This is a genomic window from Bremerella cremea (genome assembly GCF_039541315.1).
Taxonomy (GTDB): domain Bacteria; phylum Planctomycetota; class Planctomycetia; order Pirellulales; family Pirellulaceae; genus Bremerella; species Bremerella cremea.
On sequence record NZ_BAABFZ010000005.1, the window covers coordinates 667,809 to 690,711 of the forward strand.

Here is a 22,903-nt window from a genome sequence, read left to right on the forward strand (position 1 = left end):
ACTCGGCGTGCTGAATCCCCCTACGGATTTTTCATTTAGTTCGTTGGGTACATCGAGAATGTACCGTTGTTCGCTACGTTAAACAGCGGACGATAGTAGTTTTTGCCGGCACTGGCCGAACTGCAGGCCCGTGGGTACCACACGAGGTTGATACCGACATTCCAGGTCTCGCAGACGCATGGATCGTCGCTTCCCTCACCACCTCGGGGGATGAGGTAGAGGAAATTGCTTTCCACAGCCAGGCATTTGGTGATGGGAACGTTCAGGTCAGCCCCGATCAGCCCCATTTCGGTATCGGTCCAACCGCCCGAAAATCGCATTTCACCACCGCAAACCTCCAGCGGAGTTCGGTAAAAGAACGCGAACATGTTGTTTGGCTGGAACGAACCTGAGGCAGTCGTTGGAACTGATGCCCCTGGCAGGGTGATCTGTTCGTCGATGTCGCTGGTCTGATCCGAAGCGGTGAACCAGAAACCAAATTCGCCCTGGCACTGGAACTTCCAGCTCAACTCTCCACGAATCTGGCTCGCGTCGATGTCGTAGTACCAGTGATCGTTCATGTGGTCGTAGACGATACCACCCTGCCAGCCCCAGTCGACGCGGCGGAAAACACCGGCGGTCAGGAAGAACTGGTCGCGATGATCGTCGGTGAAGCTTGCACCGTGGAGGTTCGCATTCGAACCATTTACACCCAACTGGACGCCCAGGCCGGTGCTTCGCGAGACCAAGGGAGCACCCCAGTTTACGCCATACAGGAAGCCGAAACTTCCATCCATGCCAGCGTTCATCGGGCCTTTGAAGCCTTCCACACCGGCTCGCACCGAGAGGTTATCCAGCGGCAAACTGAAACAAACTGGGAAACAGATCGTAGGACAGGTACCACACGTTCCGCAGGTGTCGCAGTCGCCGCCACAGTGCGATCCGCCCTGGCAGGACGAACAGCCAGGCGAGCCTGGAACGGTGTGATAAGTCATCGGATCGTGGATGCCGGCGATGGCCGGACCTTCCATGATAATTTCGCCTTCCATTGGCATCGGCTCGCCTGCCGACTCACTCAAAACCGAGTAGTCGACCGGTTGGATATCGCCGGCCTGGATCTTCGACGCCACATAGCTGGCGCGGGCCACGCGCTGCCGAGCAGCAAACACGCGATCTTGATCGGTAGAAAACAGACTTCGGATCGCCCGGGCAGGCGATGGAGGTCGGTTAAAATCTTCAGTAACAGTGTGTGGCAGTTTAGCTGGCTCACGAGGTTCCGCCGCGGGAGCGAGATCCGCAACGACACCACCGCAAACAGCGGTCAGCAAAGCCAGGATACAGGGGAAGACTCGCATGGTCTTACCTTCCTTCGACAAATGAAACACCGGGGGGGACGGTTCAATCAACAGCGCGGTACCTCGCTGTCCTTATCCTCATCGGCATCCGCAAACTCAGCTCTTTCGGAAAAGTTGAAATAACCCGCAAAGTTTTCCCAGATATCCTCAAACGGAATCTGCCAGCACTTAACAATGCGTTCCAAAGCCCTCATTTTTCCACAGAACAATAATTTGGGTAATCTTGCGAGGAGTTGCCGGTTGATCCGATTGTTCTGTTTTTTTGTGGTGTAGCGACTCGATAAATGATTCCGTTGACCCAACACCGCTATGATGCGTCGCTACGACGCTTCCGTACTTCGAGAAGGATCTCAGATGATGAAAACGCAACTTCTGGCCGCCGCCGTCGTGCTGGTTACCAGCGTTCAAGCATTCGGCCAATCGTGTGGATGCGATAGCCATCACGTTGTTGCTCGCCCAGTCGCTAGCTGCGGCTGCGATCGCTGCTGCACCCCTTGCCACCGTCCACTGCTGGAATTGGTGGAAGGCATTGGCTGCACCCTGCACTCTACGGCCAGCACCCTGAAGAATGGCGTTCACCGCCTCTTCCACCCGATCACGTTCAACGGCTGCGGCTGCTACAAGCCAGCTCCTTCGTGTGGCTGCGATACGTGCGGCAGCGATACCCACTGGGAATCGCACGAAATGATGTCGTCGCCGAAGATGGAATACATCGAACCATCGCACCCTTCGGTGCCATCGATCCCGGGTCCTCCGACGACTCCATCCACCGAGCCGTCTCACTTTGAAACTCCCGGCAAGTGGCAGCCGGTCGGTACGCAGGCCAAGCGTTCGTCGGCTCATGTCAGCCACTACACCAAGCGAGTGACTCCCGCGTCCACCGCGCGTCCCGCGACGTACTATGCCCCAACGCGAAGCAAGTAGTCGCCGCTAACTTGCTTGCCATTCGGCATACCTGCCCAAACAAAAAAGAAGGGGAGTCAGATTTGACTCCCCTTCTTGTCGTTTCTTGAAGATCGCCAGGCGGTTAGATCGTTGCGAGTACCGCATCCAGATCGGCCATCAGGTCTTCCGGGGCTTCTAGCCCAACGGAGATTCGGATCAGTTCGTCTTTGATCCCATGGGCCAGTCGGTCAGCTCGATCGTAGCTGGCATGCGACATCGATGCTGGCTGTTCAATCAGCGATTCGACCGCCCCCAGACTGACAGCCAACTGGAAGAGCTTGGTGTCTTCGCAAACTTTCTTGGCTGCTTCATATCCGCCGACCACCTCGAAGCTCATCATCGCGCCGTAGCCACCTTCCATCTGGCGAGCCGCAATGTCGTGCCCTGGGTGAGATGGCAGGCCAGGATAAAGGACCCGCGAAACCTTGGGGTGCTCGTTCAAGAACTCGGCGATCTTCTGGGCCGAGCGGCATTGCTCGCGAACGCGAAGCTCCAGCGTCTTGATCCCACGCGAAGCAAGGAACGATTGAAACGGATCGAGCACGGCACCGGTGGCGTTTTGAATGAAGTAAAGCCGATCGAACAGGGCCTTATCCTTCACCACTAACGCCCCACCCAGCACATCGCTGTGCCCGGCCAGGTACTTCGTCACCGAGTGCTGAACAATATCGATTCCCAGTTCCAGCGGTCGCGTCAACACCGGCGTTGCGAACGTGCTGTCGACCCCCAGCAAGATCCCATGCTTCTTGGCGATCTCGGCACAGGCCTTCAAATCGGTGATCGACATCAGCGGATTGCCGGGGCTTTCGACCCACATCAACTTGGTGTTGGGCTGAATGGCTGCTTCCAACTGTTCGAGGTTGGTCGAGTTGGCCAGAGTGATGCCGACGTTGTTCTTTTGCGTGATCTTGTGCAGCAGGCGATACGTCCCGCCATAGATATCGGTGCCAGCCACGATGTGGTCGCCACTTTCCAGCAGCATGGTCGCGCAGTGCGTGGCTGCCATGCCGGAAGCAAACGCCAGGGCTCCGCAGCCACCTTCGAGTTCCGCCAGTGTGGTTTCCAAGTTCTTACGCGTTGGGTTACCACTTCGCGAGTAATCGAACTCGCCCCATTCGCCGGCCCCTGGCTGCACAAAGGTTGAAGCCACATGAATCGGTGGCACAACGGCGCCCGTTTGTGGATCCTTCTTGTTGCCAACGTGAATTGCACGGGTACGGAACTGCATGAGAATCTTCTTTGCCACGAGGTTAGCGGGGAAAACACCGATTCTAGCCCGCTGGGCTGTCATCGGAAGTTGCCATCCAAAAAACAGCGGCCGTCGATCGAACATCGCGGCCGCTTTTGAAATATCGATAAGGCCCAAGGAAAACGACTAGGCGTTGTCCAGAGCCTGCTTCAGGTCGGCGATCAAGTCGTCGGTATCTTCAATGCCGCAGGCAATACGGATCATGTTGTCGTAGATACCAAACTTCGCACGATTCTCGGGCGTTTGCTGGTAATAGCTCATCACCAATGGCTGCTCGATCAACGATTCGACACCACCGAGGCTCGGTGCGATCTTGAAGATCTTCGCGTTGTCGACCACGTTAGCGGTCTTACGCCAGTCGGCACCCTTTACATTGAAGGTCACCAAACCACCAAAGCCACGCATGGTTTCTTTGGCGACGGAGTAATAAGGATGCGACTCGAGGCCAGGGTAGTAGACCTTTTCGACCATCGGGTGCGACTCGAGGAAGCGAGCCACGGCTAGACCGTTGGTGTTGTGGCGTTCCATTCGCAGCGAGAACGTCTTCAAACCGCGAAGCAGCAAATAGCAATTGTGCGGTGCATTGATGCCACCCATCACGCCCCGCAGCTGACGCACGTCGGCCAGTTGTTCTTCGCTACCGATGATCGCACCAGCCAACAGGTCGTTATGCCCTGCCAGGTACTTGGTTGCCGAATGCAGAACGTAGTCGACACCATACGATAGCGGTGAAAGATTGTAGGGCGTCGCCAGCGTGGCATCGATCAGCGTTTCGACACCATGCTTCTTGCCAATCGCGGTGAACTTCTCGAGATCGACGCAGCTTAGGTGCGGGTTCGTGGGCGATTCGCTGATCAGCATCTTGGTGTTGGCGTCGATCGCCTTTTCCATCGCGTCGTAGTCGCCCGTCTTCACCGTCTTGGTTTCGACACCGAAGCGAGCCAGATGTTTGCCGCAGAATTCGCGGCTGCGGTGATAACATTCGTCGAAGAAGACGACGTTGTCGCCCGAGCTGACTTTGGCCATCAGCAGCCCGACAAACGCGGCCATGCCACACGAGTAGAGAACAGCCGATTCACCACCTTCGATGGCGGCCAGCTTGGCTTCAGCGGTCTTTTCGCCAGGATTGCCGTAGCGACCATATTCTTCGCGGACTTGTTTCTCTTCGATGTACCGAATGATCGAGTCGGTGTCTTCAAAGGTATAAGTCGACGCGCAGAAGATTGGATCGGTGATCGAGTTACCCGGCTTCATCCGGGCTTCGCCACCTTGCACAGCGGTGGTCGACGTTCCTCGATTGTTATTTTGTTCAGGTGCCTTAGACATGCCGGGGTTCTCGCAAGCGATGCGGGAGAAGCAGCAGATCGAAAAGGCGAGCCTTGCCTTCAAGAACGCGGCGAATCCCAAATGTTTGATAGGGCCGCAGCATGTGATCTGTATTCAAGAATGATTGTCGCAGGGAAGCGACAACGGCACTTTAGCAGATAGGCTGCAAGCGGCCACAAATCCCTATTAAACCAGCCCTGAGTGTAACCGCCGCTTTCGAGCCCCGCAACGGGCCCCCTTTTTCTAATTTGTCATCGTCGATCTGCAAATTTGCGAGCCGGTCCGGCAAAAACCGTTGCGACAGAAGGCCCAGGAATTCTCGACTGAGCCACCCACTCGACCGCCTCCGACAGGGGGCGGCGTTCCCTCACAGTTTGTGTAATCGTCATAACTTGCTACTTGAAGTGCATATCGATTGACTCTACAACCGAGACTTCGTTTTCCATCCCAGTCACGGATTTCGGATGGAAAGACCGCTTCGTTTCCCGCCCCACGGAGGTTGTTCTCCCGATGACCCGTTTCCCCCTCGCCCTTTTGTTGACGTTCGCTCTGGCCGCTTCACTGCAGGCCGCACCTGATTCCCAGGATGCCCAACCCAAAAAGGAAGCAGACACGCAACAAGCTGCGGAAACCAAGAAGGCCGAAGACACCAAGTCGGCCGACGACGAGTTCCTTCACAAGCACCCGACCCTGGTGAAAATGTGGAAGCACTCGAACGAGATTCGCGCTCGCTACCAATTGCATTCCCAACGAATCAGTCCCGAACTAACCAAGGCCGCCCAAGACCATGCCTGGTACATGGCTCGCACCGGTCAGTTCAGTCACTCGGTCAATGGTGGTTTCGTGGCTCGTGCCCGACGCCATTCGTATCCTGGTTCCCCGTACGGTGAAATTATTCTGTACGGCTCGAGCAACATTTCCGATTGCTTTAACGGTTGGTTGAACAGCCCCGGTCACCGGGCGATCTTGCTCAGTGGTGCTCGCGAAGTCGGTTATGGCTACGCCATCAGCCGCAACGGCACCGCCTATTGGGTTGGCGTTTTCGGTAACTAAACCAGGCGACGATCCAAGACCCAGACAAAAACAGAACGGCCGCAAGGGAACCCCTTGCGGCCGTTTTTCATGCAATGAAACCAACTTGCAAGGTTCCGCTAATCAGCTTGCTTTTCCCAGCAGACAAACTCTTGATTGTCGGTGCTGGCCATCGCCGCGATCATCGGCCCAAAGTCAAACCCAGGCAAATGATCTCCCAGATACGAGATCAAACTGTCAGTGCCTGAGAAGGATTGCGGAATGGCAACGCGGTTGTCATCCGTTTCGAGAACGAAGAAGACATCCTCTTCGAACGGACCTCGATCGTTGGTTTCGATTGCGACCCGCACCAGATCTCGCCAGGCAATGCGAACGACACGGCGGCGTGTGAAAGCCAACGAAACGCCTTCGTTATCGCAAGTTACCGCCGCCGATGGTTGCGGTGAAAAGCAAGCTTCTACCCAATCCCAAACAGTCATGGCAGTCTCCTTTTCTTGACAATAAGGACACTGCCATAGACCGCAGGTTCGGGAAATCGTGGGCTAGTCTTTCAGAACGATTTCCCCCAGGTCGTTCGCACCGTCGGCGTTGATCGTGACTTCGATCTCCGACTTCTTGAAGTCGCTATACTTCTTCGGCACGAGATTCTTCTCTCGTAGGCCCGTTGGCTCGCGAATCTCCGTCACGATGTTGCCTTGAGCGTCGACCAGTTGCACCTTGCTGATCGCAACTCGGTGCGTGCCTTCGGTCAAGCCATCGCCTGATTCAAAGGTCTGCGCTTCGAAGTAGCCCTGAGAGTTCGTCAGTGCCGAGCCCCCTTTGCCTCCTTCCGCAGAAGTTGGCTGGAAGGTCACGACAGCGTCCGCCACCGGATTGCCCTGGTAAGTCACCGTTCCGAACGCCCGATAAACAGGCGGCCGGCCACGAGTCCATTTGTCGTCCTTTTTGCTACCGCAACCACCGATCAGTGCGACGAGCATCAAGGCAGCCAAAAGCGATTTGGCTGCCATCCATCCATTAGTCATATCTAGGGTCCTTTCTGTGGTGTGCTGGATTAAAGGTTGGCGTTCGTTTCGCCACCATCCTTCGATCCCAACGCACCCCAGACGCCAAAAGGACTCTGGCCACTGGCAACCGGCGTTGTCGACAAGTTACCGGTATCAATGGTTTCCGGAATGAACCGAACCGAACCATCAGCGAAGACCGACATCGCTCCGCCAGGGTGGCGACTGGAAGCCGAGTAAAGGCCGCCACCACCTTGCGAGCTGCAGGTCGCACTGTTGGGTGGCAATACGGTGGTCACGGCACAGTAGCCAGGACGACCATCTTGCCAGCGATGACCATGGCAGCGGTCCTGGGCGTGCAACGTCGCCGTTGGGTACTCGTTGCCTACCAGGTAAGCACGGCATGCCAGGGCATTGTTGGTGGAAGAACCGGTCGCGCGACCAATTTGATTCGACGAGGGAGCAATGATCGTTTCGCTCATCGCCATCGTGTTGCTCAAGCCATCGGTGATGTCACGGAATCGGGTATAGATACCGTAGCCAAACAAACCGCGGATACCGGTTTCTGGATCGTTGGTTCCTGGCGAACCACCCCAGCGATAGTTGTCGCCGACGTTTAGCGCGTAGTTCAGCGGAGCATACAAAGCAGGTCGGTCGGTGCTGACAGGGGCATTCAAACCATCCGATGGGCACTTGAACCCGTCGATTTCGCCGACATAGCCCGAGTTCGCATTGGACGACCACACCTGATTCTTGGCGGAATAGATCTGTTCGTACCGGGCTCCCTGTTCGATGAACGGAAGCAAGTTGACGAAAGCACTATGACGCAGTGGAGGCGAATTGACCGCCGTCGCCCAGCCCGGACCGCCCTGACGAGGTGGCAACGCCAGGTAGGTATCGTGATAGTTATGCATCGCGAGCCCCATTTGCTTCAAGTTGTTCGAGCAACTCATTCGCCGGGCAGCTTCGCGGGCCTGTTGAACCGCCGGCAGAAGCAGGGCAATCAATACGCCGATGATGGCAATCACAACCAAGAGTTCGACCAGCGTAAAGCCAGCACGACCGAGACGCACGCGGTGCATAAATTTAGACCAGTAGTAATAAGGAAGAGACAGGAATGCCGAAAAGCAAAAGCCATCAAAATGCTAGAGTTTTTTGACCACAACGTCAATTCAAAAACCACTAGAAGGACATAACAGGGACTCAGACCACACTAAAAAACCAATACAAAGCATGCATTTTTTCTATCTGCCAGCATATCTTTCCCCTCACTGGCGTTGGTTGCAACTGCTGCGTAAACGATCTATACCAGCGGAAGTCGTTCTCTTTTTGCTTTGGGATATGGTTATGCTTCGCCTCTTCGCTTTCGCCCTGCTTTTGACTGCCGCAACCTCGGTTTCCGCTTCCGATTATGTTGTTGTGGTCTCTCAAGAGACCCAGGCAAAACCGCAGTGGAAAGAAGTCGTCGACGCGTTGGTTACCCGCCATTCGGCTGAGGTAGTCACCTTTGAAAAGAGCCCGACCGAATCGCTGCCGTCGCTTCAAAAATCTTTCCCCCGCTATACCTGTTTCGTCGCTACGCCAGCCGAAGCAGGCCGCGAGTTCGTGGCAACCGTCCATCAGCTAACCCGTAGCCTGGACGACGACCCCTATACCGATACCCGCTGGGCGATTCTCACCGGATACGACGCCGCGAACGCCTTGGAAATCGCCACCTACGAAAAGCCGCTCGTCGTGCGTAAAGTCGCCGCGGGCACCGACATCGAGCTCGAGGCCTGCGAAGAAGGATTGTGGTACGACGAGCTGGTCAAGAATCGTCACGTCCGCAAGCTTCCCGACGGCAAGGTCGAGGAACTGCAGGGCCCCGACGACACGACAGCCAACCTGGTGGCAACCCTAAACGACTATCATGCCGACCTGTTTGTTGCTTCCGGCCATGCTACCGAACGGGACTGGCAGATCGGTTTTCGTTATCGCAATGGATATTTCCGCTGCCGTGATGGACAGTTATACGGCATCGATACCAGCGGTACCGAGCATCCGGTGGATTCGGCCAATGCCAAGATCTATATGCCGATCGGCAACTGCTTGATGGGACATATCGACGGCGAAAAGGCGATGGCGGTGGCCTGGATGAACTCGGCCGGTGTGAAGCAGATGCTGGGCTACACCGTCCCGACCTGGTTTGGTTATGGGGGCTGGGGCGTCCTCGATTACTTTGTCGAACAGCCTGGCCGCTATACCTATCAAGAAGCATTCCTGGCGAATCATCACGCGCTCGTCCATCGGCTCAACGACCCTGCCACGCCCAAGCAGGAGCTTCGCGGCTTGACCTACGACCGTGACACCGTCGGGTTCTATGGCGACCCGGCCTGGGAAGCTCGGATGGCAGACGGGCCCCAGTGGTTCGATCAGACGCTCACCCAGTCAGGCGATACCTACACGCTGACGATCACTCCGAAACGGGGCGAACAAAGCTTCGACACGGTCAACAAGAACGGTTCGCAGCGAGGCGGACGGCCATTCATCGCTTACCTCCCGAACCGTCTGACCGATATTCAGGTCACCGCCGGCAAAGAGTTCGCGCCGGTGATTACGGACGATTTTATTCTTTTCCCGCGTCCTAAAACGTGCGATCCTAAGAAGACCTATCAAATCCAGTTCACCGGTCGCCCCATCGCTCAAGAGTAAACCCTTCATGCGCCGCCTGCCCATCGTCTCCGCTGCCCTCCTCTCTTGCCTTCCCGCATTCGCTTTTGCCGAACCGCCGGCTCGAACGAATCCACCAGGTGAATTACAGTTCGCCGATCAGTTCGAGCGAGACGAGACGTTTCCTGGCAAGGAAGAACTGGGGGAAGGCTGGACGACCAACAGCCCTTGGCGAGCGAAGGGACATCAGCAGGTCGATCTGGTCGAAGGCTCGATTCACATCACCCGCTATCCGGAAGCCGATCATGGTGTGGCCGTGTTTCACCCGGTCGACTTTGCCGATGGTACCGTGCAGCTCAAGTTCCGGATTGGAAAGGGAGATCAGCTTGGCGTCGACTTCGCCGACAAGTCGCTGAAGACCGTCCACGCCGGGCATCTCTGCATTGCCAACATTACGCTCGATAAGTTGGTGATCAACGACTCCAAGACGGGCCGCATGGACCTGAAGATTCGCGATCGGATCCTGGCGAAAGAGAAGTCGCCTGAGCTGACGCAGTTGCTCAAAGAAAAGTCGGCAGTCTTCCCACTCAAGTTGAAGGCTGATACCTGGTACCAGCTTCAGATTCAGATCACAGGCAACCAGATGACCGTTTCGATCGATGGTGCCGAGGTGGGGCGTTTGGAATCGGAAGGGATTGCTCACCCCACGAAGAAGCACATCGCCTTGGCCGTGAAGAAAGAGGCCTGGGTCGACGACGTGCAGATCTGGAAGGCCAAGTAATCTGCCGTGAGCGGTGCTACTTCAGCGCCGCTTTCAATGGGCAATTGCTGGGAATCTCGCGTCCCTGGCGATAGAGGTGTAGCAGTTCTTTCGACCGCTGAGCTAACATCCGCCGCACCTCGCGTCGCTTGCCTTTGACGCGAGGGATCGTCATCGTGTCGTAGGCGGTCGTTTGATGCCTCATCCAGGCAATAACCGCAGATTCAGCGCGACGTTCGATCGGGATCCGTTTGGTTCGCGCCACGGTGCCGCTTCCGACGGGAGTAGCATGCGTGGTCACCGCCTTCGCAAAACGATTGGCCAGGGCGTCGTAGTCGGGATGAAAGTCGAGAAACGCGAGCACCGCGCCGTGAAAGTCTTCGACGTATTCGTTCTGGACTTTCTCGCGTCGGTCCGCCGCTGCCTTTTGCTTCTTGGCGTACGCTTCGGTCGAACGTTCGGCATCGAGTCCGGCCCGCATCTTCTCGATGGTTGCGGTCGGAGCCCAGACACCACGCGAGAACATCTTGCGGCCCTTCTTCTCTTGCACCACCCAATGATCGCCGGCCGCTTTGACTCGGCGTGTTAGCCCTGCGTCGCCTGGGGGCAACAGCGACCATCCTTTGGGAACCGTCAGTACCATTCCGGTAACATCGCGGACCGTTCCTTCCCGAGGGCCGGGGCTGAACGTGGGGCTGCTCATCGATATCCTTTCGACTCGAAAATCTTCCGTGGGCTTTACACGTGACCGCCGAAGCGTCAAACGTGATGCAGATGGTCATCTTCTTCTGGCAGGGTGCCTGCCATCAGACGGCCAATCGGTTGGGTCGTTTTGAATCGCATCAGCACGATTCGCACGCTGGCAGTAATGGGTGCCGCCAGCAGCATACCGACCGGGCCCCATAGCATGCCGAAGAATGCCAGAGCCAGCAAGATGGTGGCTGGGTGAAGTTGCAGACCATCTCCCATAATCTTCGGTTCGATCACGTTCCCCATGATCATCTGCACCGCACCTGGCAAAGCAATGGCCAAGGTAATTGTTAAGGGCGAGTCAAACTGCACGATTGCAATCGGAATCGGCAGCAGCGTTGCAATAATCGAACCGATCGAGGGAATGAAGTTCAGGCAAAAGGCGATCAGGCCGAACATCGAAGCGAACTGCATTCCGATCATCGACAGGCAGCCCCAAACCAACAGCCCGGTCACCCCCGAGATGAAGAACTTGGTGGCGATGTATTTACGAACGTTGCGGTCGATCTCGGCATAAAGCCCCTTCGAGATTTTGTAGGGATCTCGGCCCGCTAGCAGAAAGCCGACGAAGATTGATGTCAGCACGGTGCTGCTGATAATGTTCAACAGGGTTGCCCCAGCCTGGGTTGCCAGTTGCGGCGCTTCCTGGCGGATCTGATTCATGAACGAACGAAAGAGCTGCTGTGTTCGATTGACCTTCTTTACTTCTTTGCCGGACTTGTCGTCAGAGCTTTCCGTCCCGTCCTCTTCATTGGACTTGGAATCGTCGGCCGAGGCTTCTGCCGGAGCTGCCTCGTCGGTGCTGGCAGGGTCAGAGTCGGCGGTCATCGGTGCGTCATCGGGCGAAGCAGATTCCGCTTCGGTTGGCACTTCGGGCGATTCAACCGAACCAGTCTCGTCGGTGGGTGGCTCCTCTTCAGCCGGTTCCGCAGAACCATCTTCGGCATCTGGTTCTTCCGTTTCCCCGATGGGCACTTCCGGGATCTTAATCAGTGGAGGCGTATCGCCCCCTTCTTCAATCCCGCTGATCTTGTCCATCACACGCGAAGCCCACTCGAGCGGGCCTTCGAGACGATGTTCAAGCTTGGCCATGAACGCCTTGTCGTTGGCCACGGCCGTCACGTTCTGGACGACAGTCGATCCGAGAAATGCCATCAGCACCAGGACCAACACCACCATCAAAAGTGTTAACGAAACCGCGATGAAGCGACTGAATTTCAGCCGGATCATCTGGAAGTCGACAATCGGTGCTACGAGGTAATTAAGAAATAACGCAAGCGTAAACGGCACCAGAACCGCTCGGGCATAGCTGAGCCCGAACGAAAACGCCACGAATGCCAGCACCAGAAGTGCCCCGGTCTGAAGCCACGATTGTTCTTCCGTAAGCTTCTTGACCGATAGTCCTTCCTGATTCATCGGTTCTCCCCTGTTCGCCTTTCTCTACGATGTCGCAGGGTATTATCCCCGCGACATGGGTAGGCGTGCAATGGGATGGATCCGACGAACCGGCTACTGGCTAAGCTCTTTTGTCAGATCTTGCAGCAAGCGAGGAACATAACTGCCCATTCGAGGTGGGGCCTGCTTCGATCCATTGGGGAGTTTTGCCAGCACTGGGGCGAGTGGCTTGGCCTTTTCGTCCATGGCATCAATGGAATTCAATGCCAGCATCGAAACGTAAACGCCGTTCTCGACTGGGTCGGCCAATGGCCCCAAGGTCTCGATCGCTAACTGGACATCTTCGTCGTTGCCGTAGCAGCCCAAGGCTTCCGCCGCGATACAGCGTACGCTGGGGGACTCATCTTTCAGTGCCGCGCGAAGCTGCGATCGGGCCTGATCCACACCCTTTTCTTTCTGCATCAAAATACCGAGTGCCGCCCAATACCGAACGACATTGTCAGAGTTGCTCAGCAGGTTGATCAGACGAGGCAACTGATTAGGATCGCGTCGCGACGCCATCGCAGCGGCCGCCATCACGTTTTTCATCTCGTACTGCTGCTCGTCGTGTCCCCATTCGTAAGGCGAACGATCGCCTCGCTTCTTGTGGATCTCGTCTTCGGGCAAAAAGCCGATATCGCGAATCTCGAGTTGCCACTTCGTCAACGCGGTCTTCAGTTCTTCGAGCTTCGCTTGAGCCTTGGGATCTTCGGCGATGTTATGAACTTCGTCCGGATCGTTTTGCAGGTCGTACAGCTCTTCGCTTGGCTTCTCTTCCCAGAAGGCACTCTGAGCTTCGTTCAGTTTTCCTTCGTCATACATCTGCTTCCAGACCTGCGTGGTCGGAGTCTGGAACATGTAGTCGATGTGCTGACCGTAGATCTTATGCGGCATGAAATTGCGGATGTAAACGTAACGTCCATCGGTCACCGTGCGGACCATGTCATAGCGTTCGTCCATACGCCCGCGGAAACCAAACATGTACTTGGGCGGCTTGGTCTGAAATTCGCCCATGAACGCATCGCCTTGCATCCATGGCTTCGGCTCGACACCGGCCAGGCTCAAAACGGTTGGGGCCAGATCGATGAAACCGACCAGCCGATCCGACACACCGCCAACCTGATATTCTTTCGGTGCCAGATCTTTGTATTTCTCAGGCACATGCACGATCATCGGAACGTGCAGACCTGAGTCGTATGGCCAGCGTTTGCTGCGAGGCATCCCGCTACCATGGTCACCGTAATAGAAAATGATCGTGTCTTCTTCCAGGCCGTCTTCCTTCAACTGCTTCAACACGCGGCCGACCTGTTGATCCATCTCGGTGATTTTGTCGTAGTATTGTGCCCAGTCGCGACGTACTTCAGGAGTGTCCGGATGATAAGCAGGCACACGAGCCTTGGCCGGATCATGCACGGGCGTATGAGGGCGTTTGCGAATCTGACTTTCGTGACTCACCGTGAAGTTGAAGACCGAAAAGAACGGCTTTCCTTCCGGACGATCTCGCCAATGAGCCTTTCCGCTGGAGGCATCCCAGACGAATCCATCTTTGCCGAGGTTGTAGTCTTCCTTGGAATTGTTCGTGCAGTAGTAGCCTGCTTCGTGCAGGTAATACGGGAACATGTGGAAGTCGCTCGGCAGCACGGTGTTGCTTCGCATGTGCTCGGCACCGGTCGCCGGTGGATAGATGCCCGAAATGATCGTCGTGCGAGCCGGGGCACAAACGGGCGCGTTCGACCACGCTCGCTTGTATCGCATGCCCTTCGCTGCGATCGAATCGATATTCGGCGAGTCCGCATACTTGTCGCCGTAGCACCCCAGTTCCGGACCGTTGTCTTCGCTGGTGATCCACAAAATATTGGGCAGCTTCTGAGTTGTGGCATCCGCGGCAAATGCCGCGCCAAGCGGGGCAACAAGCCAAAGCGCAACAACAAGCAAAACGATGCGCGACATGAAGGGGCTCTCTGGGGCTGGTGGGAATCGGGGGGGGAATGGAAGAGGTGCTGTCACCGAAGTGACCTTCATACTACCTCGCCGTAAACCGTTTGTCATTCATTCCCTGATCCTGAATTTTTCTTGCTGGCACCGACGAACTTGTTGAAAATACGTAGACCTCAACCCCCAACTTCGTCGAAAGCCCACCATGCCCCCTTCTCTGCCCCCAATCATCGATACGCATCAGCATCTTTGGGATCCGGAACAGCTTGATCTTCCCTGGCTGAAAAACGCCGGACCGCCTCTTGCCGGTCGCCATTGGGCGGAAGAATATCGCACGGCGACCGAAGGTGTGCCGATCGCGGCTTCGCTTTATATGGAAGTCGACGCCGATCCTGCGCAAAAGCTTAAAGAAGCGGAGTTGGTGCTGAAGCTTATCGAATCGGATTCAAGCCCAACGAAAGGAGCCATCCTATCGGCAAACCCTGGCGCCGATGGCTTTCGCAAGTATGTCGATCGATTTCGAAACGACGAGCGAGTGAAAGGTTATCGCCAGGTCCTTCACGGCGGAACGACGCCGGCCGGTTATTGCCTCAGCGAAAAGTTCATGGCGAATTGCCGCTACCTCGGGTCGCAAGGCAAGACGTTCGATCTCTGCCTGCGAACGCCGGAATTGCGGGATGCCGTCCGGTTGGCGGCGGCCTGTCCCGAGACGACGTTTGTGATCGATCACTGCGGCAACGCCGATCCGAAAGCTTTCTTCACGAAGGACGACAAACGCAAGGTTCGCCCGTCGCACGATGCTCAGCGGTGGCGTGACGACATGATCGAATTGGCGCATCAGCCTAATTTACATTGCAAGATTTCGGGAATTGTTGCCCGCGTGCCAAATGCATGGTCCTCCGACGATCTGCGACCGATCGTCGAACATTGTCGCGAAACATTTGGCGAGTCGCGAATTGTGTTCGGCAGCGACTGGCCGGTCTGCAAGATGGGAGCGAGCTTGAAAGAATGGGTTGCCGCCCTGGCTGAAATCATCGCTCCTTGGCCGATCGAAGCTCAGCAGAAACTCCTGAGCGGAAACGCTCGCAAGATCTATCGCCTCGCCTAGAAGCGACGCATTCGAAAAAAGAAAGCGAGGACGCCTGCTGCCGCACGACGTCCCCGCTTCCAGGTTTCACACTTTTGCCTTGCCGATCGACTTAGCCAATGTTGCAAGGATGGAACAGGTCGTCGATTTCCGACATATCTTCGGCGATAACGTCAATTCCTTCCGATTCTTCACCTTCGCCGGTGGCGGCTGCCGAGACAGCGATCAGGATGCTATCGGCGTCGACCTTCGAGCCGCCCAGCCCGGTGTTACCCAGGTCGTCGGTCACGATGGTCAGCGTGGCATTCCCTTCAAAGTCGGCATTCGGCGTGTAGATCAAACCGTTGAGCAACGAGTTGATCTGATCGATCGAACCGATCAGCTTGTGACGGTCGCTCTCAAAACCGTTCGACAAGGTCAGCACACCACTATCGACACTGACGGTCACTTCGACCAGGGTGTCCCCAGCATCGGCATCCGACACCGAGATGGCGTTGCCGTTGGCATCGTCAAAGACGATTGGGGTGACCGAATCGGTAGCCTGATCGCCAGGAACCGAGTTCACAGGCGCCGCGTTCTGATTTTCGGCACCGCTAGGAGCGGAGACGGTAATCGTCACGGTGGCATCCGAGGTCAAACCAAGGGCGTCGGTCACGGTGTAGGTGAAGTTCACCACTTCCGGTTCCGCCAGGTCTTCAAAGTTGCCATTCGGATCGAAGGTCATGCTGCCATCGGCATTCAGCGTCAGCAGAGCACCTGATTCGAGTTCGATTGGCGTACCGACGTTGGCAGCGTCACCGTTGACGGCCGAGACCGAGAGGACGTCGCCGTTGTCTGCATCGGTGTCGTTCATCAGAACGCCCGAGACAGTCAGCGTCAGGGCCGTGTCGGACTGGGTAGCGAAGGCATCGTCACCCGCGACAGGAGCGTCGTTCACACCAGTGACGGTGATCTCGACATCGGACGAAACCGAAGCACCTGAGCTATCGGTCGCGGTGTACGAAACCGTTTCGACCGCGGTTTCCCCTTCGGCCAGACCAGCGTACTGATCGGCTGGATCGAAGCTGAGGCTACCGTCGGCGTTGATCACAACGATCGCACCCGAATCGAATTCGATGACGTTACCGACATTTGCGGCATCGCCGTTCACTTCGGTCACCGTCAGGGCATCGCCACTGTCGTTGGTCAGCACACCGCTCGCATCCACGTCCAATGGCGTGTTCGCGTCGGTACCGAAGCTATCGGCCTCCGCCGTAGGGCCCAACACAACTTCGTTCACCGTCAGGACGAACGTTTCGACCGTGGCCTCTTCGCCATCGCTTACGCTGATGGTGATGGTAGCCGAACCGGTTGCCCCTGCCAGAGGCGTGACCACCAGGGTCTTTTCGGCACCGTCGCCAGTCAGAATGATGCCAGTCGGATCGACCAATTCAGCATTGTCCGATTCGACACTGACGACCAGTTCTTCCACAGCCGTTTCAGCATCACCAATGGTGAAGACGAGCGGGTCGGTGGCGGTGTCTTGATCAATGGTTTGATCTTCGACCGAGGTCACGGTGGGAACGGTGTTTTCGGCACCGACTTCACTTACGGTCAGCACGAAGGTTTCGACCGAAGTCTCTTCACCATCGCTCACGCTGATCGTGATCGTGGCCGAACCAGTCGCACCTGCCAGCGGCGTGACGATCAAGGTCTTATCAGCACCTTCACCGGTCACGATGATCCCAGCTGGATCGACCAGTTCCGCGTTGTCCGACTCGACAGAGACCGTCAATTCTTCGGCAGCCGTTTCGGCATCACCGATGGTGAAAAGCAGCGGATCGGTGGCGGTGTCCTGATCAATCGCTTGATCGTCGACCGAGCTGATGGTTGGAGCGGTGTTGCCAACGCCCACTTCATTCACGGTCAGAACAAAGGTTTCGACCGAGGTTTCTTCACCGTCGCTTACGCTGATGGTGATGGTAGCCGAACCGGTTGCCCCTGCCAGAGGCGTGACGACCAAGGTCTTTTCAGCGCCGTCGCCAGTCAGAATGATGCCGGTGGGATCGACCAATTCGGTATTGTCCGATTCGACGCTGACAACTAGTTCTTCGACAGCCGTTTCGGCATCACCGATGGTGAAGACGAGTGGATCGGTAACGGTGTCCTGATCGATCGCCTGGTCTTCGACCGAAGTGACCGTTGGAGCGGTGTTACCGACACCGACTTCGTTAACGGTCAGAACGAAGGTTTCGACTGAGGTCTCTTCGCCATCGCTCACGCTGATGGTGATGGTAGCCGAACCGGTTGCCCCTGCCAAAGGCGTGACCACCAGGGTCTTATCGGCACCATCGCCAGTCAGAATGATGCCAGTCGGATCGACCAGGGCGGCATTGTCCGACTCGACACTGACGACCAACTCTTCAGCGGCCGTTTCAGCATCGCTAACGGTGAAGGCCAACGCATCGGTCGCCGAATCTTGATCGATCGTTTGATCGTCGATCGTCGTGATCACGGGTGGCGTGTTTTCAGCGACCACTTCCGAAACGGTCAACACGAACGTTTCGATCGTTGTTTCTTCGCCGTCACTCACGCTGATCGTGATCGTGGCCGAACCGGTCGCACCCGCCAGAGGCGTGACGACCAATTCGCGATCGGCACCTTCGCCGGTAATCACCATGCTGGCCGCGTCGACCAGGTCGGCGTTGTCCGACTCAACCGAAACAGTCAGTTCTTCGGCAGCAGTTTCTGCGTCACCGATGGTGAATGCCATCGGATCGGTAGCCGTGTCCTGATCGATCGACTGGTCTTCCAGCGGCGAGATGGTAGGAGCCGTGTTGGCAGCTTCCGAAATGGTCAGCACGAACGCCTGAGCATCGGCCAGGCCATATTGATCGACAGCCAGAACGCGAATGATGTACTCACCCGCTTCGACTTCCGCACCTGGGGCGATCGAAAGCGTGGCTTCGCGACTGCCTGGTTCCTGGGTCAGCGTGACATAGTCAGGCGTTTCGACATCGAGCAACAGGAACAGTTCGTCCCCTTCATTCGGGTCGGTGGCGGTGATAATGAATTCATCACTCTGGCCTGCTTCCACTGCCTGGTCGGCGATTGGCAACAGGTCTGGAGGATGATTCACCGCGATGGTGCTGGTCGCAACCGCACTTTCATATTCGCCGTCGCTTACCGAGATCTCAACCAACCGCGAGGCTGGATCCGCGTCCAGATTCGTGTTGTTGTAGGTCAGCGACTTCAGGGCGTTGGCGTAGTTTTCAGCAGTATCTTCGCCGGAGAGGATGATCGAGCCATCCGCGTATTCGACGGTGATATTGGTGCCTTCCACGTTGATCGAAAGCGACTCGGCTTCACCATCCATCGGATTGGTGAGCGTCACCTTGGCCGACTGAATCATGTCGTCGTTTTCGTCTGAGACCGTCAGATCGCTATCGACAACACTGACCGGGCCGTGACCAACCTGGAAGACGGCATCGTAATCGATTCCTTCCTGGTCTTCGCCATTGAGGTCGACAACCGGTCGGCCAACACGAACGTCGATTAGCAGCTCTTCGACGTCGGCACTGGACGGCTGGCCGTTTTCAACGGCAATGATTTTAACACTGTACAGACCTTCCTGCTCGGCAGTTGGGGTCCACTGGAAATCGCCTGAGAAAGTCATCGACATCCCTTCAGGCCGCTCGTCTCCATCAGGATCGAGCTGATACATGACCATCCTTGGCCCATCTTCCCCTTCCGTAACCGTTGCGCCCAGCTCGCTGAGATTGAAGCTCAGTGTTTCGCCTGCGAATACGGTTTGCGTGGGGACCGCTGACAAATCCAAGTCCAGCGGAGTTCCACTCAACATGCTGCGATCTTCCAATTGTTCCCCGAGAGAAGACTTGAACTTGGGGCGTTTGAATCGCATTGAGAATCTCCGTTTAATCAGATGGGCAATCGTGAGCCACGCTCCCTTGCGCAGCTGGTTCGAGTGGCATTGTGCGTTCGACTTGAGAAAGTTCCACGGTGCGAAAAGTTTTTTGGGAACTTACTTCACCGATAGCGTTGTCGAAGCTGATGAAAGAATTACGCTGCGATCGTAAATGCCTGATGAATGCACCTGCTACCAATCAGAAGCCACTTCTTTCAGTGAGCGATTTCAAGTGCATCGTATTTGCCGTAAGTCCAGCGACAGCCACTATTCTTGAAGACTTCGCGAGCAGTTTATCAAGAGGTCTACATCCATTGCTCATCAACATGTGGGCACCTATCTATGCATGCAGGTAGCACCCGGAAAATCTTTAGAATTCGACTCAAGTTATTGTCGCCAGTCCAAACTGTCCAACGATAGCAGCCCACTGACTGGCAAGGGGGACCTACTTCGCTCGTGGGAGAATCACGCCCGAAACCGACTTTTACCGGCGAATCTTGGCGGAGAACGTGCCGCAGAAGAACGTTTAAACGACCGATTGAGCTGGTAGAAATCGCGACAACATGTCTCCTCTCGGCGGCGAAACGCAATCTTCATTGGTCGCAGCAGCAGAGGAACCGCGCAACCCGGGGAGTGGGACGCTGACACCTTGGAAGGCAGATCGGTCGAGTGAAATCGTCGACCTCTTTATTGCTTCTCTTTCAGCACACCACCGATGACATCGCGATCGAAGTAGTTGATGCTCATGCCAGCATCGACAGCGATGTTCTGGGCCTGAATGCCGCTAGAACGTGGACTCAACAGAAAGACCGCCACGTCGGCTGCTTCTTGCGTGGTGAGTGCCGCCTTGCGAGGAATAACCTGTTCGGCATACAGGTAGGCATCGACATAGCCAGGAATCCCAGCCGAGGCCGACGTCTTCAATAAGCTCGGACCGACCGCATTGAAGCGGACGCGTGAGAAGTTGCTGAAGCTCTTTGTCAGAAACGCCAACGAAGAATCGAGGGCCGCTTTGATCGGCGCCATAAAACCGTAATTCTCGCTGGCCATCCGCGTGGTCGAGATCGAAATGGTAACCACCGATGCGTCGGGATCGAACATGTCTTTCAACGCATTGGAAAGCTTCACCAGCGAGAAACAAGAGATATCGACCGCTTGCAGAAACTGGGCCTTGGTCGTTTCGTGAAACGGCTTCATCCCTTCGGAGTAGTCGGCGAATGCAATCGAATGCACCAGGCCATGAATCGTTTGCCCGGTTGCCGTCAGTTCGTCACGCAGGCGATCGATCTGATCTTGATGCTCGACATCGCAAACCAATACCTGGCGATCGGCCAGCAGCTTGGCGGTCGATTCTTTACGGGCTTCGCTACGAACGACATAAATAACCGTCGCCCCAGCTTCTTCCAATGTCTTCGCGATATGCCAGGCAACGCTCTTACGATTAGCGACCCCAGTGACGACGACGTTCTTGCCCGCCAGCTTCAGAAAATCAGACACGTTTACGACTCTTCCATCTGGGCAACGGTGCAAGCGAAATCGAACCGCATGGCTAGTTTGCCACCGACGGTTACCTTGCCGGTCATGAAGAAGGCGTCCGCCATGCGTTCATTCAACTTGACGGTCATCTCGATGAGGTCGCCGGGACGCACCATCTTTTTGAACTTCACGTCGTTCAGCCGCGTAGCAACGGGAACTCCACCACCTTCGGTCACAAATTTGGACAACAAGATGGCGCCTGCCTGCATCGTCGCTTCACACAGAATCACCCCGGGAACCAGCGGATAGTCCGGGTAATGGCCCTGAAAGAAGTACTCTTCCGGCGTGAAGGTTTTACGACAGATGATTTGATCTTCGGTCTGCTCGACCACTTCGTCGACCAGCAGCATAGGACCGCGATGCGGAATCGCGTCTTCGATGATAACCTTCGTCATGGATGCTAATTCCGTTAGTTGGTGCTGTCGGCGAGTTGCGAATTGGTGGACGCCTTCATGACGTACGAATCGACATCGTTCGCCACGATCACCCCGTAGTTAATAGCCCCCAGCCAGCCCGACATAATGATGCCAACGCTACCGGCGTGGTACAGACCTGGGATCTGTTCCGGCAAGGCCCGGCTGACTGCCAGGCCCTCGAACTTCGTTCCGAAGCTGGAGCCAAGCTGATGCTTGGTGTATCGCTGGAAGGTCTTCGGCGTCGAGACTTCGACATGGTCGACACGTTCACGCACGTTGGGCACGTACTTCTCGAGTGCGTCGAGCGTCGTTTCTGCCAGGTCGTCTTTGCTGACCTTGTATTCGTCTTCCGACAGATTCGCCCAATCTTCCCAACGAGCGTTCGTGCTGGAAACGACCAGCGAACGTGGCCGGCCATCGGGACGGGTACGTGGGTAATAGAACGAATAGGTACGGCTGGTGATGTCTCGACTGAGCAGCAGATCGGTACGGAACGCAGGTGCCGTGCTGCTGAAGAGCAGGTCGCCCGTTTCTTCCGGAATTTGTTCGTCCGGCTTCATGGCGATGTAGACCTGCGTGCTGGAATTGTTCAGCCGCACTTCCTTGGCGTCTTCGATGAACTTCTTATCGAAGTGTTCTTCGCCGATCAGGTTGAAGATCGTCAGCTTCAGGTTCGAGTTCGACACGATCGCCTTGCAGCGGATCTCTTTGCCGTTAACCGTGACGCTTTTGACCTTGCCGTTTTCCAGGTTGATTTTCTGCACGTCGGCGTTGATACGGACATCGACGCCCGACTTCTTCAGGTCCTCGTGCATCAACTGGATCAGGCGGTCGGTTCCCCCTTCAAACGTGAACACACCTTTGCTCATGAAGTTCGAGAACACGATGCCATAGCTGATCGCCGGATCTTCCAGCGTCGAACCGTTGGCGTAAGTGATCGGTTCCATCAACAGTCGGACCACGTCTTCGCGACCTGGGAAGAACTTCTCGAACAGTTCCTTGGTGGTCGTGCCCTGATCGTCGTAGAAGTTCATTCCACGAGCCGTATCGAAGAACGCCTTGACGGTTTCTTCCGGCACGTTGAACTGCGAGATCAGCAGCTTGCTGAAGTCTTCGCGGTTGAACGTCGTCGACAGCGAGAACATAGGGTTGTCGAAGCGAATGTTCTTCAACTGAACGATCGAATCGGCGATCTCGCGCGTCCAATAACGACGACAGCTTTTGATCATGCCGATCGGGAAACCATGCAGCGAGATGTCGAAGATGTGACCGCCTGGGCGTTTGAACCAGGTCGCCATGCCACCCAGCTTGTAGTGTTGTTCGCATAGCAGCACTTTGCGTCCCTGGCGAGCAAGCGTGTTGGCAGAGGTCAAACCTGCCAGGCCGCTGCCGATCACTACAACGTCGTATTCGTCCAGAGTGTCTTTAAGAAAGTCTTTCGCCATGATTTACCTGTTTTCCAAACGCTTCCTGTCTCGTCGCCGCTTGGGCAGGGTTGCCCACGAACGAGGAGGCCCGTGAAACCGAGATCGGCGACCTTAC

Annotated in this window: 18 protein-coding genes; 5 read left to right on the top strand and 13 right to left on the bottom strand. The window is 56.1% G+C overall.

What is annotated here, in order from left to right; genetic code table 11:
- Positions 1-35 precede the first annotated feature (35 nt).
- Positions 36-1,334 carry a DUF6666 family protein gene (locus tag ABD890_RS19605; protein ID WP_345093743.1) on the bottom strand — a complete coding sequence of 433 codons (1,299 nt, stop codon included), beginning with the start codon at positions 1,332-1,334 and terminating at the stop codon, positions 36-38.
- A 354-nt stretch (positions 1,335-1,688) separates the two neighbouring features.
- Between ABD890_RS19605 and ABD890_RS19610 the strand changes: the two genes are divergently transcribed.
- The gene (locus ABD890_RS19610) at positions 1,689-2,258 is read left to right on the top strand and encodes a hypothetical protein (protein WP_345093745.1); all 570 of its coding nucleotides are present in this window, start codon (positions 1,689-1,691) and stop codon (positions 2,256-2,258) included.
- A 103-nt stretch (positions 2,259-2,361) separates the two neighbouring features.
- Here the strand turns inward: ABD890_RS19610 and ABD890_RS19615 are convergent, their stop codons facing one another.
- Both ABD890_RS19615 and ABD890_RS19620 read right to left on the bottom strand, forming a co-directional pair.
- A complete protein-coding gene (locus ABD890_RS19615; protein WP_345093746.1) occupies positions 2,362-3,507 on the bottom strand; it encodes a trans-sulfuration enzyme family protein in 1,146 nt (381 codons plus the stop codon).
- A gap of 147 nt (positions 3,508-3,654) precedes the next feature.
- Positions 3,655-4,854, bottom strand: a complete 1,200-nt coding sequence (locus ABD890_RS19620) for a trans-sulfuration enzyme family protein (RefSeq protein ID WP_345093748.1) — start codon at positions 4,852-4,854, stop codon at positions 3,655-3,657.
- 510 nt (positions 4,855-5,364) lie between these two features.
- On the opposite strand from ABD890_RS19620, the gene ABD890_RS19625 reads away from it, so the two are divergent.
- Entirely contained in the window at positions 5,365-5,907 is a 543-nt protein-coding gene (locus ABD890_RS19625) for a CAP domain-containing protein (protein WP_345093750.1), read from the top strand.
- A 98-nt stretch (positions 5,908-6,005) separates the two neighbouring features.
- Here the strand turns inward: ABD890_RS19625 and ABD890_RS19630 are convergent, their stop codons facing one another.
- From ABD890_RS19630 to ABD890_RS19640, 3 genes are all read right to left on the bottom strand, one after another.
- Positions 6,006-6,365, bottom strand: a complete 360-nt coding sequence (locus ABD890_RS19630) for a hypothetical protein (RefSeq protein ID WP_345093752.1) — start codon at positions 6,363-6,365, stop codon at positions 6,006-6,008.
- Positions 6,366-6,428: 63 nt separating this feature from the next.
- Positions 6,429-6,911, bottom strand: a complete 483-nt coding sequence (locus tag ABD890_RS19635) for a carboxypeptidase-like regulatory domain-containing protein (RefSeq protein WP_345093754.1) — start codon at positions 6,909-6,911, stop codon at positions 6,429-6,431.
- Positions 6,912-6,940: 29 nt separating this feature from the next.
- Entirely contained in the window at positions 6,941-7,972 is a 1,032-nt protein-coding gene (locus ABD890_RS19640; RefSeq protein ID WP_345093756.1) for a DUF1559 family PulG-like putative transporter, read from the bottom strand.
- 265 nt (positions 7,973-8,237) lie between these two features.
- Here ABD890_RS19640 and ABD890_RS19645 point away from each other — a divergent pair, with 265 nt between their 5' ends.
- Together ABD890_RS19645 and ABD890_RS19650 are read left to right on the top strand one after the other, a co-directional pair.
- Positions 8,238-9,581: a hypothetical protein gene (locus ABD890_RS19645; RefSeq protein WP_345093757.1), complete on the top strand. Its 1,344-nt coding sequence runs from the start codon at positions 8,238-8,240 to the stop codon at positions 9,579-9,581.
- Positions 9,582-9,588: 7 nt separating this feature from the next.
- Complete coding sequence (locus ABD890_RS19650) at positions 9,589-10,320, top strand: 3-keto-alpha-glucoside-1,2-lyase-like domain-containing protein (protein ID WP_345093758.1); 732 nt, start codon at positions 9,589-9,591, stop codon at positions 10,318-10,320.
- A 16-nt stretch (positions 10,321-10,336) separates the two neighbouring features.
- On the opposite strand, the gene ABD890_RS19655 is transcribed toward ABD890_RS19650, so the two are convergent.
- The 3 genes from ABD890_RS19655 to ABD890_RS19665 form a co-directional block, all read right to left on the bottom strand.
- Positions 10,337-11,002 (bottom strand): DUF2293 domain-containing protein, encoded by a 666-nt coding sequence (locus ABD890_RS19655; RefSeq protein WP_345093759.1) that lies wholly within the window; start codon positions 11,000-11,002, stop codon positions 10,337-10,339.
- A gap of 56 nt (positions 11,003-11,058) precedes the next feature.
- Entirely contained in the window at positions 11,059-12,465 is a 1,407-nt protein-coding gene (locus tag ABD890_RS19660; protein WP_345093761.1) for an AI-2E family transporter, read from the bottom strand.
- A 93-nt stretch (positions 12,466-12,558) separates the two neighbouring features.
- Positions 12,559-14,433: a sulfatase-like hydrolase/transferase gene (locus tag ABD890_RS19665; protein WP_345093763.1), complete on the bottom strand. Its 1,875-nt coding sequence runs from the start codon at positions 14,431-14,433 to the stop codon at positions 12,559-12,561.
- Between the two features lie 190 nt (positions 14,434-14,623).
- On the opposite strand from ABD890_RS19665, the gene ABD890_RS19670 reads away from it, so the two are divergent.
- Positions 14,624-15,526 (top strand): amidohydrolase family protein, encoded by a 903-nt coding sequence (locus ABD890_RS19670; protein ID WP_345093765.1) that lies wholly within the window; start codon positions 14,624-14,626, stop codon positions 15,524-15,526.
- Positions 15,527-15,617: 91 nt separating this feature from the next.
- Here ABD890_RS19670 and ABD890_RS19675 read toward each other — a convergent pair whose 3' ends face one another.
- The 4 genes from ABD890_RS19675 to ABD890_RS19690 all read right to left on the bottom strand — a co-directional run bounded on the left by ABD890_RS19675 (position 15,618) and on the right by ABD890_RS19690 (position 22,806).
- A complete protein-coding gene (locus ABD890_RS19675) occupies positions 15,618-19,406 on the bottom strand; it encodes an Ig-like domain-containing protein (RefSeq protein ID WP_345093767.1) in 3,789 nt (1,262 codons plus the stop codon).
- 690 nt (positions 19,407-20,096) lie between these two features.
- Complete coding sequence (locus tag ABD890_RS19680; RefSeq protein WP_345093769.1) at positions 20,097-20,906, bottom strand: enoyl-ACP reductase FabI; 810 nt, start codon at positions 20,904-20,906, stop codon at positions 20,097-20,099.
- A 2-nt stretch (positions 20,907-20,908) separates the two neighbouring features.
- A complete protein-coding gene (locus tag ABD890_RS19685; protein ID WP_345093771.1) occupies positions 20,909-21,340 on the bottom strand; it encodes a 3-hydroxyacyl-ACP dehydratase FabZ family protein in 432 nt (143 codons plus the stop codon).
- 14 nt (positions 21,341-21,354) lie between these two features.
- Positions 21,355-22,806, bottom strand: coding sequence for a phytoene desaturase family protein (locus ABD890_RS19690; protein ID WP_345093773.1), 1,452 nt, complete (start codon positions 22,804-22,806; stop codon positions 21,355-21,357).
- Positions 22,807-22,903: the final 97 nt, after the last annotated feature.

Coding starts and splice junctions, on each gene's coding strand:
- ABD890_RS19640 (WP_345093756.1), bottom strand. CDS start 7,972: ATGCACCGCGTGCGTCTCGGTCGTGCTGGCTTTACGCTGGTCGAACTC.
- ABD890_RS19655 (WP_345093759.1), bottom strand. CDS start 11,002: ATGAGCAGCCCCACGTTCAGCCCCGGCCCTCGGGAAGGAACGGTCCGC.
- ABD890_RS19630 (WP_345093752.1), bottom strand. CDS start 6,365: ATGACTGTTTGGGATTGGGTAGAAGCTTGCTTTTCACCGCAACCATCG.
- ABD890_RS19615 (WP_345093746.1), bottom strand. CDS start 3,507: ATGCAGTTCCGTACCCGTGCAATTCACGTTGGCAACAAGAAGGATCCA.
- ABD890_RS19675 (WP_345093767.1), bottom strand. CDS start 19,406: ATGCGATTCAAACGCCCCAAGTTCAAGTCTTCTCTCGGGGAACAATTG.
- ABD890_RS19670 (WP_345093765.1), top strand. CDS start 14,624: ATGCCCCCTTCTCTGCCCCCAATCATCGATACGCATCAGCATCTTTGG.
- ABD890_RS19660 (WP_345093761.1), bottom strand. CDS start 12,465: ATGAATCAGGAAGGACTATCGGTCAAGAAGCTTACGGAAGAACAATCG.
- ABD890_RS19685 (WP_345093771.1), bottom strand. CDS start 21,340: ATGACGAAGGTTATCATCGAAGACGCGATTCCGCATCGCGGTCCTATG.
- ABD890_RS19625 (WP_345093750.1), top strand. CDS start 5,365: ATGACCCGTTTCCCCCTCGCCCTTTTGTTGACGTTCGCTCTGGCCGCT.
- ABD890_RS19650 (WP_345093758.1), top strand. CDS start 9,589: ATGCGCCGCCTGCCCATCGTCTCCGCTGCCCTCCTCTCTTGCCTTCCC.
- ABD890_RS19620 (WP_345093748.1), bottom strand. CDS start 4,854: ATGTCTAAGGCACCTGAACAAAATAACAATCGAGGAACGTCGACCACC.
- ABD890_RS19690 (WP_345093773.1), bottom strand. CDS start 22,806: ATGGCGAAAGACTTTCTTAAAGACACTCTGGACGAATACGACGTTGTA.
- ABD890_RS19610 (WP_345093745.1), top strand. CDS start 1,689: ATGATGAAAACGCAACTTCTGGCCGCCGCCGTCGTGCTGGTTACCAGC.
- ABD890_RS19635 (WP_345093754.1), bottom strand. CDS start 6,911: ATGACTAATGGATGGATGGCAGCCAAATCGCTTTTGGCTGCCTTGATG.
- ABD890_RS19605 (WP_345093743.1), bottom strand. CDS start 1,334: ATGCGAGTCTTCCCCTGTATCCTGGCTTTGCTGACCGCTGTTTGCGGT.
- ABD890_RS19665 (WP_345093763.1), bottom strand. CDS start 14,433: ATGTCGCGCATCGTTTTGCTTGTTGTTGCGCTTTGGCTTGTTGCCCCG.
- ABD890_RS19645 (WP_345093757.1), top strand. CDS start 8,238: ATGCTTCGCCTCTTCGCTTTCGCCCTGCTTTTGACTGCCGCAACCTCG.